The organism is Arthrobacter sp. TmT3-37 (assembly GCF_054510835.1).
In genome coordinates this window covers 303,060-315,313 of sequence record NZ_JBTNDU010000002.1, presented here as the reverse complement: position 1 = coordinate 315,313, position 12,254 = coordinate 303,060, and the positions used below count along the sequence as shown (strand labels likewise).

Annotated in this window: 13 protein-coding genes; 5 read left to right on the top strand and 8 right to left on the bottom strand. The window is 69.8% G+C overall.

The genetic code is table 11. The features are described 5' to 3' along the window. The gene (locus ACX80U_RS04260; RefSeq protein WP_459267539.1) at positions 1–741 is read right to left on the bottom strand and encodes a GAF and ANTAR domain-containing protein; all 741 of its coding nucleotides are present in this window, start codon (positions 739–741) and stop codon (positions 1–3) included. Between the two features lie 265 nt (positions 742–1,006). Between ACX80U_RS04260 and ACX80U_RS04255 the strand changes: the two genes are divergently transcribed. Continuing rightward, positions 1,007–1,723, top strand: coding sequence for a GAF and ANTAR domain-containing protein (locus ACX80U_RS04255; protein WP_459267538.1), 717 nt, complete (start codon positions 1,007–1,009; stop codon positions 1,721–1,723). A gap of 10 nt (positions 1,724–1,733) precedes the next feature. Here ACX80U_RS04255 and ACX80U_RS04250 read toward each other — a convergent pair whose 3' ends face one another. From ACX80U_RS04250 to ACX80U_RS04240, 3 genes are all read right to left on the bottom strand, one after another. Beyond that, positions 1,734–2,546, bottom strand: a complete 813-nt coding sequence (locus ACX80U_RS04250) for a GAF domain-containing protein (RefSeq protein WP_208739583.1) — start codon at positions 2,544–2,546, stop codon at positions 1,734–1,736. Positions 2,547–2,665: 119 nt separating this feature from the next. After that, positions 2,666–3,685 (bottom strand): LLM class flavin-dependent oxidoreductase, encoded by a 1,020-nt coding sequence (locus ACX80U_RS04245; protein WP_459267537.1) that lies wholly within the window; start codon positions 3,683–3,685, stop codon positions 2,666–2,668. A gap of 73 nt (positions 3,686–3,758) precedes the next feature. Continuing rightward, the gene (locus tag ACX80U_RS04240; protein ID WP_459267536.1) at positions 3,759–4,520 is read right to left on the bottom strand and encodes an ABC transporter permease; all 762 of its coding nucleotides are present in this window, start codon (positions 4,518–4,520) and stop codon (positions 3,759–3,761) included. A 94-nt stretch (positions 4,521–4,614) separates the two neighbouring features. On the opposite strand from ACX80U_RS04240, the gene ACX80U_RS04235 reads away from it, so the two are divergent. Further along, the gene (locus tag ACX80U_RS04235; RefSeq protein ID WP_133082670.1) at positions 4,615–5,031 is read left to right on the top strand and encodes a VOC family protein; all 417 of its coding nucleotides are present in this window, start codon (positions 4,615–4,617) and stop codon (positions 5,029–5,031) included. A 326-nt stretch (positions 5,032–5,357) separates the two neighbouring features. Here ACX80U_RS04235 and ACX80U_RS04230 read toward each other — a convergent pair whose 3' ends face one another. From ACX80U_RS04230 to ACX80U_RS04215, 4 genes are read right to left on the bottom strand one after another with little or no spacing between them, the layout of a single operon-like run. Then, on the bottom strand, positions 5,358–5,753 hold the full coding sequence (locus ACX80U_RS04230) for a universal stress protein (RefSeq protein ID WP_133082669.1): 396 nt from the start codon (positions 5,751–5,753) through the stop codon (positions 5,358–5,360). After that, positions 5,750–7,360, bottom strand: a complete 1,611-nt coding sequence (locus ACX80U_RS04225; protein WP_459267535.1) for a tripartite tricarboxylate transporter permease — start codon at positions 7,358–7,360, stop codon at positions 5,750–5,752. Before ACX80U_RS04225 ends, ACX80U_RS04230 begins: the two co-directional genes overlap by 4 nt. Further along, a complete protein-coding gene (locus tag ACX80U_RS04220) occupies positions 7,353–7,895 on the bottom strand; it encodes a tripartite tricarboxylate transporter TctB family protein (RefSeq protein WP_208740456.1) in 543 nt (180 codons plus the stop codon). Before ACX80U_RS04220 ends, ACX80U_RS04225 begins: the two co-directional genes overlap by 8 nt. A gap of 3 nt (positions 7,896–7,898) precedes the next feature. Beyond that, positions 7,899–8,906, bottom strand: coding sequence for a tripartite tricarboxylate transporter substrate-binding protein (locus tag ACX80U_RS04215; protein WP_133082666.1), 1,008 nt, complete (start codon positions 8,904–8,906; stop codon positions 7,899–7,901). A gap of 193 nt (positions 8,907–9,099) precedes the next feature. On the opposite strand from ACX80U_RS04215, the gene ACX80U_RS04210 reads away from it, so the two are divergent. Genes ACX80U_RS04210 through ACX80U_RS04200 form a run of 3 tightly spaced genes read left to right on the top strand, consistent with a single transcriptional unit; the run spans position 9,100 to position 12,198 of the window. Next, positions 9,100–10,704, top strand: a complete 1,605-nt coding sequence (locus ACX80U_RS04210; RefSeq protein ID WP_459267534.1) for an ATP-binding protein — start codon at positions 9,100–9,102, stop codon at positions 10,702–10,704. Further along, positions 10,701–11,477 carry a response regulator gene (locus ACX80U_RS04205; RefSeq protein ID WP_459267533.1) on the top strand — a complete coding sequence of 259 codons (777 nt, stop codon included), beginning with the start codon at positions 10,701–10,703 and terminating at the stop codon, positions 11,475–11,477. The genes ACX80U_RS04210 and ACX80U_RS04205 overlap by 4 nt, the downstream gene beginning before the upstream one ends. 34 nt (positions 11,478–11,511) lie before the next feature. Continuing rightward, positions 11,512–12,198: an NAD(P)-binding domain-containing protein gene (locus tag ACX80U_RS04200; RefSeq protein ID WP_133082663.1), complete on the top strand. Its 687-nt coding sequence runs from the start codon at positions 11,512–11,514 to the stop codon at positions 12,196–12,198. The last annotated feature ends 56 nt before the right edge of the window (positions 12,199–12,254 follow it).

The following is a 12,254-nucleotide window of genomic DNA, read 5'->3' as shown; positions in this document are numbered from 1 at the left end:
TCAGTCGAAGTGCGTGCTGACCGGCGCATCGACCGTGCTCGTGAGGACACTCGAGGCGAGATCGCGGAGCTTCATGTTGCGCGAACTGGACGCCGCCCGCAGGATCTCGATCGCCTCCTCCTGGCCGCACCGGTTCTGCGCCATGATGATTCCCGCTGCCAGGTCGATGGTGGTGCGTGACTCCATGGCCGCGGCGAGGTGTTCCGCCCGCTCCGTGAGCCGCGCGAGGCGGAGAGCGAGGCGCAGGGGCGTGGACGCCTCCGCGGCGAAGTGTTCCGCCCGCTCCACCTTCTCCTCGGGGAACGCACCCGGCTCGCGGGAATAGTAGGTGACCGCGACTCTCTCCGGCCCGTCCAGTGGGACGGGGACACCGAGGCTGGAGCGGATGCCGCGCTGCAGGGCCGCGGAGGCGTAGAGCGGGAAGGTGCCGTCAGCGGCGAAGTCCGGCACACCGACGGTCCGGCCCGTGGCTGCCGCCCTCATGCAGGGGCCGTCGTCGAACCGGTACTGGATGTCCGCGAGTCGGCGGGCCGTCTGGCAGCTGCTCGCTATGGTGGCCTTGCTCCGGGGACGCAGGAGGGTGACGCTGGTCAGGGTCTCGGAATGCTCGTCCGAGAACACGGCCGCCGCGGCACCCACGAGCCCGTCGAGGAACTCGTCGAGGCCGGCGCTCACCACCAGCAGGTCCTGGAGCAGGCTCCGTGCATCCGATCCGGGTAGGAAGTCCAACGCCTCGCCCATGACATGTCCCCCTTGCACTGCAACGCCCTCGAGGCGGGCGCGACGATCAGGAAGCTGCTGGCTGTTGAACAACTACCGACAATGCTAGCGAGTGGAGCGGCGTGAGGACAGACGCAGAGGACGAGATCGACCCGACCGACGAGGCATCGGGTATCGGGGTCGGGCAATTTGCCTCGCTTCCACCCGTTGACTATCTTTGACGTGTCCAGAAGTGGGCACGGCATAGTGCCGGCATGGCCGGCACCTGGACATCCCGAGGCTTATCTTGCACTCAGAGCCCAATCTCAACGAATTGGCCGTGGTCTTCGGCCGCGTCCGTGGCCTCCTCCTCACCGAAGAGACCGTGCAGCACGCTGTCGACCTGCTCGCCGAAGCTGCACGCGACCTCATCCCCGGCGCGGTCGGGGCCGGCGTGTCCCTGATCCACCGCGGGGAGCGCACGAGCACCGGCGCCACCGATACCCTGGTCCGCCGCGCCGACGAACTGCAGTACGAGTTCTCCGAGGGTCCCTGCCTCACCGCCTGGTCCAGGAGCGCACCCGTCCGCGCGGACGACACCACCGCCGCCGACCAGCTGTGGCCACGATGGGCCGAGGCCGCCGCCGCCATGGGGGTGCGGTCCTGCCAGAGCGTGCCCCTGATCCAGGGCAGCACGACGATCGGGGCCATGAAGGTGTACTCCACCCGGGCCGGCGCCTTCGACGAGGCCACCGAGCGCGCGCTGACGCGTTTCGCCGTTCCCGCCGCGGCCCTCCTCAGCCACGTCCAGACGACGGAGACTCCGCACCAGATCCGGTCGGAACTGGCGACCGCCCTGCAGATGCGCGACCGCATCGGCATGGCGAAGGGCATCCTGATGGCCCAGCTCGGCATCGACGACCGCAGCGCGTTCCGTGAGCTGGTCTCCCGGGCGGAGCAGGCTAGGCGCTCCGTCGCGGACGTCGCGCTCGAGCTGACCGGCGGCACGGCGCGCACCCCCTGATCCTTGCGGCTCAGTTCCTCGTCGCGTCGCCGCGGCGCGCTTCCTCGGCGTGGCGTGAGCGCCCGATCTCCTGCTGGGCACGGCGGACGAAGGAGCGGAGGAACCGCTGCTTCTCCCCCGGGAAGGGATGGGGACGCTGGTCGAGGATGCAGAAGGTGCCGATGTTCCAGCCGCCGGGGCCCTGGAGCGGGTGGCCCGCGTAGAACCTCAGGTACGGTTCGTCGACGACGAGCGGGTGGTCGCTGAAGCGGCCGTCCGCATGGGTGTCGGTAACCACCAGCGGATACGCCGTCCGGATCGTCTCGTCGCAGAAGGCCTCCCTCCGCGGCAGGTGCCCACGGAGTGGCCCGATCGAGGCCTTCAGGTGCTGGTGGTACGCGCCGATCACGGACACGCTCGCGGAGCTGACGCCGAAGGCGTCCCGCGCCTCCTCCACCAGGGCGTCGAGCACGGGGACAGGACCGCTGTGCACCAGGCCCGTCGCGGCGAGGGACTTCAACCGCTCGCCCTCCGCCTCGTCGTCGGTGAGCAACCATGCTGCGGCGGCGCTGATCCCGGGACCGTCGGTGCCTCCGTCCACGACGGGCGGGAGCACGTAGGGTACGAGGCTGGGAAGCTGCCGGTCCCAGAGCATCTCGTTGATCGCGTGCGCGAGGATGTCACGCTCGAGGGCCGGCAGGCGTGCCCCGCCCTTGAGGAAGAGGTCGATCCGTGCCTCCCCGAGGTGGCCACCGTTGCCGCAGTAGTGGAGCCACACTTGGTCGAGGGGGAGGTTGCACAGCGACAGCGCGTCGAGCATCCTCTGTCGCTGGACCCGGTCCACTGCACGTCCTTCGGCTCGTCCACGTCCGCCGACGGAATGGTCAGCATGCTTATTGTTTTACGGTACCGGAGGTTCGCCGGAGGGGAAACCCTCCGGCAGGGTTCGGGTCCCCCGCGGGGTCAGCGCAGACCCGCGGCCGGTCCCACGAGCGTCACGATGTTGCCCAGCAGTGCGGCGTTGAAGTCGACGCCCAGCTGGTTGGGGATGGTCACGAGCAGCGTGTCGGCGGCCTGGACGGCGGCGTCGGCGGCGAGTTGTTCCGCGATGACGTCCGGCGCTCCGATGTAGCTGCGGCCGAACCGCGACCTCGCGCCGTCGAGGATCCCCACCTGATCCGTCGACTCCCGCTGGGCGCGGATGCCGAAGTAGTACTCGTCCGCCTCGCTCACGATGGGCCGGATGCTGCGGCTCACCGAGACCCTCGGCCTCCAGGCATGTCCGGCGTCCGCCCATGCCTTGCGGAAGATGTCGATCTGCTCGGCCTGGAGTTCGTCGAACGGGACACCGGTGTCCTCGGTGAGGAGCGTGGAACTCATGAGGTTCATGCCCTGCTCCCCCGCCCACTGCGCGGTGGCCCGGGTACCGGAACCCCACCAGATGCGCTCCGGCAGCCCGGGCGAGAGGGGGTCGATCGGCAGCCTGCCCGGGCTGCCGGTCATGCGGGGATTGGCGTCGGCGACACCGTGCCCTGCGATCGCGCGCCGGAACAACGCGGCCTTGTCGCGCGCGAGGTCCGCGTCCGTGGTTCCCTCCGCCGGCACGTAGCCGAAGGTCCGTGAGCCGTCGAGCGCGGTCTCGGGAGACCCACGGCTGATGCCGAGCTGCAGTCGCCGGTTGCTGATGAGGTCGGTGACTGCAGCTTCCTCCGCCATGTACAGCGGGTTCTCGTAGCGCATGTCGATCACGCCCGTGCCGAGTTCGATGGTCTTCGTCCGCGCGGCCATGGCTGCGAGTACGGGGAACGGCGCCGAGTACTGCGGCGCGAAGTGGTGGACACGCATGTACGCGCCGTCGACGCCGAGCTCCTCCGCCGCGACCGCCAGTTCGACGGCCTGCACCAGTGATTCCTGCGCGGTGGGCACCAGGGAGCCGCGCACGTCCTGGTAGTGGCCGAAGGACAGGAATCCGATCTTCTTCATATCCCGTGCAGCGTTTCGGGAGGGCTCGGCATTCCCGCCCGTCGGCGTCGGGCCCGTCCGGGCGCGGGCCCGCCTAGTCGAGCGGACCAGGCCGGGAGGTGGCGGGGGCGAGCCCGCGCACCAGGACGACGGCGGTCAGTGCGCCCGCCGCCATGATCGCGGCGAGGACCACGATCTGGAAGCGTCCTGCCTCGAGCGGCGAGATCCCACCGAAGATCGCACCGACGAAGGCACCCGGGAGCGTGACCAGGCCCGTGGTCCTGGTCTGGTCGGTGGACGGGATGAGGGCCTCGTACACCGCGGTGCGGGCCAGCTCCAGGGTCGCCCTCCTCGGCGTCGAACCGAGCGCGAGCCAGCCTTCCACCTCGTCCCATCGCTCGAGGGTCGATCGTCGGAGCCGCCGGCCGGCGAGCGTCGCGATGGACATCGTGTTGCCGATGACGATCCCGCCGAGGGCCAGGAGATAGCGCGGCTCCGCGAGGATCGCTCCGGTGGCGAACACGATGGCGAGGGTCACGGTGACGCCCAGGGCCATGCCGGAGGCCACGACGGCGAGGTGCGCGCGGGTGAACCCGATGCGGCGTGTGGCGGTTCCGGTGGCGACGGCGAACATGACGAGCAGCGCGCAGGCCACCCACAGCGGATCCGTGATGACTCCGCCCAGGACGAGGCTGATGAGCCCCAGCTGCACCGCACCGCGCAGGACGGCGAGCGCGGGAGCGAACCGATGGGGAGACCGCGACCAGGTGAGGACACCGAGGGTGACGGCCATGAGGAGCACCACGGCGCCCGCGGTCGGGGCGAGGGCGAGGAGGGTGGCTCCGACGGCGGTCACGGATTCAGCGTATCCACCGGACGCGGCTGCCCGCGCCGCCTTGTCCCGCGTGCGGATCCCGACCCGCGTCGGTGCAGCGTGCAACACTCGCACCATGACGATCCCCATCACGGCCTTTGCCCACGTCCGCCTCACGGTCACGGACATCGACACCTCACGCGCCTTCTACGATGCCCTCTTCGGCCTGCCCATCGCGTTCGAGGTGCCCGAGGGCGCCGACGAGGAGACGCGTGAGGGCCTCGGGTTCCTCTACGGCGGCGTGATCTACAGACTGGGCGGCAGCCTGCTGGGACTGCGACCTGTGGCCGACGACCGCTTCAGCGAGAACCGCGTGGGCCTCGATCACGTCGCCTTCGCCGTCGACGGCCGCCCGGTGCTCGACGACGCGGCGGCGCAGCTCGATGCCATGGGCATCGCACACGGCGGGGTCAAGGACATCGGTGCGGGCTACATCCTGGAGTTCCGGGACCCGGACAACATCGCCCTCGAACTCTTCGCCGCCGCGGCTTAGCGCACCCGGCTCGACGCAGCCCGACCGGGTCGTTCCCCATAGCAGCATCTGCGTGGCTGTCCGACTGCTTCCGAATGGCTCGGCAGGACCTCGGGTCGGTGGGCCGGAGGCCCTTGACATCGGGGTCGTGCCGGGCTCAGTACCTGTCCGCTCGCCCCCGATTCTGGGGGTGGCGGATGGGCTCATGAGGCACGGAATCAGCCGGCGCGGGGCCACCCGTCAGTCTTCCCACGCCCGGCACGACGACGGCGGGCCACCCCTTCCGGAGGAACCCGCCGTCGACCTGTGGAACAGGCGTTCCGCGTCGTGACGCCGGTGCCGCAGCGTCAGGCCAGCTTGACCGCCAGGACGTTGCAGCGGGCCGAGAGCAGGATGGTCTGCGCCGTGGAACCCATGATCAGCTTGCCCACCGGCGTCCGGTGCCGCAGCCCGATCACGATCAGGTCAGCATCCAGTTCCTCCGCCGTCTCCACGACCTCCTCGGCCGCCGTGGCCTCGGAGATGCTGTGACGTACCGAGTACGGGACACCGGTGGACCGGAGCATGCCCTCGAGCTTCGAGACGTCCTCCGAGTCGGCATAGGCGGGGTTGACGAGGCGGTCGGCGCGCGTGGTGTTGATGACCACGAGCTCGGCGTCCCGTCGTCGGGCCTCCTCCACCGCCTCGGCGACGGCGGCATCGCCCAGGGCGTTGGGCACGTAGCCCACAACGATCGTGCTCATCGGTCAGGATCCTCTCGGGTGGTCGTCGTCGGGGCAACGGCGGCCTCGGGGGCCGCCGTGGAACTGCGGACGACGTCGGATGCGTCGGCGTTCGCCGCGACCATCGCCTCGAACTGGCGCTGGCGGCGCTTCAGCAGGAAGGACAGCGCGAAGATGATGATCAGGACGACGTAGATGACGGCCGCGACGGGTGACTGCACGAGCGCCACCGGATCGCCCTGCGAGATCGCGAGCGACCTGCGCAGCTGGCTCTCGAAGATGGGCCCGAGGATCAGGCCCACCACCATCGGCGCGATCGGGTAGCCGAAGCGCCTCATGAAGAATCCGAGGATGCCGACGATCAGCAGGATGATCACGTCGATCGGGGTGAAGTTCACCGAGAACGCACCCAGCACGGCGAACACCAGGATGCCCGCGTACAGGTAGGGCCGCGGGATCTGGAGGATCTTGACCCAGATGCCCACGAGCGGGAGGTTCAGCACGAGCAGCATCAGGTTGCCGACGTAGAGGCTTGCGATGAGCGCCCACACGAGCGCGCTGTTCGATTCGAAGAGCTGCGGGCCCACGGGGATCTGGTACCGCTGGAAGGCCACGAGCATCATGGCGGCGGTCGCCGTCGTCGGGATGCCGAGTGTCAGCAGGGGCACCAGGACGCCGGCTGCAGCCGCGTTGTTCGCGGCTTCAGGACCCGCGACGCCCTCGATGGCACCCTTGCCGAACTGCTTCTTGTTCTCGCCCTTGGCGAGCTTGCGCTCCGAGGCGTAGGACAGGAAGGTCGCGACGTCTGCTCCACCGGCGGGGATGGTGCCGACGGGGAAGCCGATCAGTGTTCCCCGGAGCCATGGCTTCCAGGAGCGGCGGAGATCGTCCTTGCGGAGCCAGCTCGTCCAGCCGCCGGTCACCGGGATGACCTTGATGGGGCCGTGCCGGAGGCGGGAGGCCACGTACAGCGCCTCGCCGACGGCGAAGAGCGCCACCGCCACGAGGACGACGTCGATCCCGTCCGCCAGGAAGGGGCTGCCGAAGGTGTAGCGCTGCTGGGCGGTGAGCGAGTCGAAGCCCACGAGCGCGATGAAGAGGCCGAGGCCGAGGGACGCGAGGCCACGCAGCACGGACGAACCGAGGAGTGCGCCGACCGTCAGGAACGCCACGACCATCAGGGCCACGTACTCCACGGGGCCGATCTGCACCGCGAAGGCCGCCACGTACGGAGCGACGAAGCTGAGCAGGACGGTGGCGATGGTGCCGGCGACGAACGAGCCGACCGCCGCCGTCGCCAGCGCTGCCGCTCCCCTGCCGGCCTTGGCCATCTTGTTGCCCTCGAGCGCCGTGACGATCGAGGACGACTCGCCGGGCGTGTTGAGCAGGATGGACGTGGTCGACCCGCCGTACATGCCGCCGTAGTAGATGCCGGCGAAGACGATGATCGCCGCCGTCGGTTCCAGGCTGTACGTGATGGGCATGAGCAGCGCGACGGTCATGGCCGGGCCGATGCCCGGGAGGACGCCGACGGCGGTGCCGACGAGCACGCCGCCGAGCGCGAAGAGCAGGTAGATGGGTTGCATCGCCGTGGCGAAGCCCTCCATCAGCATGAAGAAGTTATCCACCGAAGACACCGAACCCTTCGAGGAAGCCGGGGGGCAGCGAGACGCCGAGCAGTCCGCCGAAGACGAACTGCAGCACCAGTGCCAGGACGATGGCGGTGACGAGGTTGCGCCACCAGGGGCGGGCCCCGAGGGACCAGGCTGCTCCGAAGAACAGGAAGGCGGCGGCGACGGGCCAGCCAAGCGGAACGATGAGGAAGGCGTGGACCAGCACGAACGCTGCGAGCTTGCCGACGGTCAGCCAGTCGGTCTTCGCCTCGAGGTCCACGTCCTCGCCCTCGTCGGCTGCTCCACGATGGCCGCGGAGGATCTGGATCACCAGGCCGACGCCGACGGCGACGAGCAGTGCCGATACGGCGAACGGGAAGGCGCGCGGCCCGATGTCGCTGGCCGACGGCGGGGTCTGGATGCCGGCGCCGGCCACGAAGCCGACCACACCGATGCTGACGATGATGAGCGCGAAGATCAGCTCACCGATCGGCCTGCCGGGAGCGGCGGCCGTGCCGCTCCCGGGGGCGTTCTCCACGGAGGTACTCATCTGCTACAGCAGTCCGATGTCGGTGAGGGTCGTCTTGACGCTGGCGATGTCCTCGTCGAGGAAGGACTGGAACTCGTCGCCGGACAGGAAGGCGTCCGACCAGTTGTTCTCCTCGAGGGTGGCCTTCCAGGTGTCGGTCTCGTGCAGGTCGGTGACCAGCTGGGTCAGCTTGTCCGCCTGGGCGTCGTCGATGTTCCCGGGGGCGACGACGCCGCGCCAGTTGGTGAGCACAAGGTCCACGCCCTCCTCGGTGAGGGTCGGGGTGTCGGGCAGCTGCGGCGCGGCCTCCTCACCGGAGACGGCGAGGGCGCGGAGCTTGCCGGAGTTGACCTGCTCCGCGTACTCGCCGACACCCGAGATACCGGCGTTCACCTTGTTGCCGAGCAGTGCCGCGAGGGACTCGCCGCCGCCGGAGTACGGGATGTAGTTCAGGTTGTCGGGCGTGATGCCCGCTTCCTTGAGGACGGAGCCGGCGAGGATGTGGTCAGCACCGCCGGCCGAGCCGCCCGTGATGGAGACGCCCTGGCCCTTGGCCTCGATGTCGTCGAGCAGGTCCTGGATGGTCTGGTACGGGGAGTCCGCGGGGACCACGATCACGAGGGGTTCCTCGGTCAGGCGGGCGATCGGCGTGGTGTCCTCGATGCGGTTGGCCGCATTGTTGGTCTCCACGGCACCCACCATCACGTATCCCATGACCATGAGGGTGTTGGGGTCCGTCTCGGTGGCGAGCTGCGCGAGGCCGTTGGTACCGCCGGCGCCGCCCACGTTGACCACGGACGCATTGCCCACGAGTTCGTTCTCCTTGAGGTCGGTCTCCATGGCCCGGCCGGTCTGGTCCCAGCCTCCACCGGGATCGGCGGGAACCACGATCTGGAGCTTCTCGATGGCACCGTCCGCCTCGTCGGAGGTGGTGCTCTGCGTCATCGAGCTGCAGGCCGAGAGGGCCAGGGCGGAGACGAGGGCGAGGGTTGTGAGGGTCGAACGGCGCGCCGTTGTGCGATCGATCGTCATGATCTTCTCTTCCTTGAGATTCGAGTGCGAGATGTGATGCGGGTCACCACTGCTGTCCTCAGGGTAGGAAGGCGGCCGATCGGCGGTAAAGAATGCGGTCGTAGTGCTCGTATTGGTCTTTGTGGTCATGGCGGCTCCTCCGGCGACCGGGGGCGCCATGATGTGACGCGACACGGCGTGTCACACTATGAGGATGATCCGAACGATGTCGCTCCGATCGCAGCTGTTCCTCCTGCAGTTGGCCATCGTGCTCGTCATCGTCGCCGTGGCGGGTTCCACCGCCGTCGCCATGCAGCGCCTGCAGATCCGGGAGCAGTACCAGGGCCGGATGGTCGGCGTCGCCCAGTCGGTCGCCCAGCTGCCCTCGGTGGTCGAGGCCTTCGACCAGCCGGATCCCAGCGCCACGATCCAGCCCATCGCCGACCTCATCCGGCAGTCCACGGGCGTGACCTACGTCGTCGTCACGGACGAGGAGGGCATCCGCTACTCGCACCCGAACCCGGACCTCATCGGGGAGCCCGTCTCCACCGATCCGTCCATCCCCCTCTCCGGGGACATCTTCGTGGGCACCCAGACCGGGACGCTCGGCAAGTCCTGGCGTGTGAAGGTACCCATCTACGACGGCGCCGGCAGCATCATCGGCACGGCGTCCGTCGGCACACTGGAGTCGGAGCTCGACGCCGACCTCTACGAGGACCTCCCGCGCCTCCTGGCCTGGCTGATCGTGGCCGCACTCGTGGGGTCCGCCGGCGCGATCTGGATCTCCCGCCTCGTATGGCGTCGCATCTACCGCCTGGAACCCGAGCAGATCGCCTCCCTCCTCGAGACCCGCGACGCCATGATCCACGGCATCAGCGAGGGCATGGTCGCCGTCGACGAGCACCACCGGATCGCGCTCCTCAACGACGAGGCCAAGAGGCTCCTGAACCTCGACGACGCCGCCACGGGCCAGTTGGCCGACGACGTCATGGAACCCGCCCTCGCGCGGCTCCTCGTCGATCCCGCCGACACCGACGAGACCGTGCTGTCCGGCGAGCGCGTCCTCCTCGCCCGCACGTCCGACGCCCTGGTGGACGGCACGCGCGTGGGCCGCGTCATGATCCTCCGTGACCGCACCGAGCTGTACCAGCTGCTCACCGACCTCGACGGCGAGCGCGACGTCACGCAGGCGCTCCGGGCGCAGGCGCACGAGTTCGCCAACCGCATGCACACCATCTCGGGCCTGCTCGAACTGGGCCGCACCGAACAGGCCGTGGACTTCATCTCGCGCTCCGGCCACGGCGGTTCGCTCGTGTCGGGATCGATCGCCCCGGGCATCCAGGACCCCGACGCTGCGAGCCTGCTCATGACGAAGAGCACCATCGCCGCGGAGAAGGGCATCACGCTCTCGATCGACGACACCTCGACGCTCCAGCCGGACGGCACCACGGACGTCGTGACCGTGCTCGGCATCCTGATCGACAACGCCATGGAAGCCGTCGCAGGCAGCGGACGCCCCGACGGCCGGGTGGTCGTCCAGGTGGACACGGACGACGACGCCGTGCGCATCACGGTCTCCGACAACGGCCCCGGCGTGGCGCCAGCGCACATCGACGGCATCTTCTCCTCCGGCTACTCCACGAAGGACGGGGGCTCCACCGGGACGCGCGGCTTCGGCCTCGCGCTCGTGGACCGCATCGCGCGCCGCCGCTCCGGGCACGTCGTCGTCGACGACTCCGACCTCGGCGGCGCGGAGTTCACCGTCTGGCTCGCGCCGTCGCTCGCCGACACCCCCCGCACCACGCTGCAGGTGCCATGACCGGCGCGACTCCCCCCGCGGCACCGCGCAGGAAGCAGCCCCCGATCCCCACCCTGGTCGTGGACGACGACCACCAGGTCGCCGGGATCCACACCGGGTTCCTCCTCGCCCACGGCGCGTTCGAGGTCGTCGGGGCCGCGCACACCGGTGCCCGTGCACTCGAACTCGCCGACGAGCTGAGGCCGCGGCTCGTCCTGCTCGACATCCACCTCCCGGACATGACGGGCATCGAGGTGCTCCGTGCGCTGCGCAACCGGCCGGGCGAACCCGTCGACGTCATCGCGATCACGGCCGCCCGCGAACTCGAGACCGTGCGCGCCGCGGTGGCCGGCGGCGTGCTGCACTACCTCGTGAAGCCCTTCAATGCGGCCGTGCTCAACGAGCGCCTGGACTCGTACGTCGCGTACCGCGCCGACCTCGAGGACCACGCGGCGGACGGGTCGGCATCGCTGGACCAGGGCAGGATCGACCAGCTCCTCCGGACGACCGCGCCGGGCGGAGCCGCCCTCGGCGGTGCGGCCACCGCAACAGTCACGACCCCGAAGGGCCTCTCGGCGCCGACACTCGACGCCGTGATGCAGGACCTGCGCAGCCAGGGCCGCGGTACGTCGGCCTCCGACGTCGCGGAAAGGCTCGGCATGGCCCGCGTCAGCGCGCGGCGGTACCTCGAGTTCCTGGTGTCCCGGGGCCAGGCGAGGATCGTTCCGCAGTACGGCTCGGCCGGGCGACCGGAGAAGTTCTACGTCTGGACGGACGGTGCGCAGCGCGGTTGAGGAATAACCCCGGACCGGGGAGGTTGTGCTGGGCATGAGTGAGAACACGACACCCCGGACCGACGTCCCGCGCAGCACCATCGGCTTCATCGGCAGCGGCCACATCGGCTCGCAGCTCGCACGCCTGGCCGTCGCCCGTGGCTACCGCGTGGTGATGAGCAACTCACGGGGCCCGGAGACGCTGCAGGACCTCGTTCGCGAACTCGGCGACGCGGCGCGTGCCGGGACCGTCGACGACGCCGCGCGGGAGGGCGACGTCGTCGTCGTCACCATCCCGCTCAAGGACATCGGCTCGGTCCCCGTGGAGCCGCTCGCCGGCAAGCTGGTCATCGACACCTGCAACTACTACCCGTACCGGGACGGCCGGATCGCCGAGCTGGACGACGAGACCACGACCACGAGCGAGCTCGTGCAGCGCCATCTCCCGGGTTCCTCCGTGGTGAAGGTCTTCAACAACATCGCCGCCGCCCAGCTGACCACGGACGGCACGCCCGCCGGCACCCCGGACCGCCGTGCACTGCCGATCGCCGGCGACGACTCCGACGCGAAGCAGGCCGTGGTGGAGCTCCTCGACGAGTTCGGCTTCGACGCCGTGGACGCAGGATCCCTCGCAGAGGGCTGGCGCTTCCAGCGCGACACCCCGGGGTACGGCACGGTGCACGACGCCGACGGCATGCGCGGGGCCCTCGGCCAGGCGCGGCGCTACGCCGAGATGGGCTGACGCCCGCTCCCCTGCTGCCCCGCTCCTGCAAGGATTCGTGCCGGAACCGGCCCGCG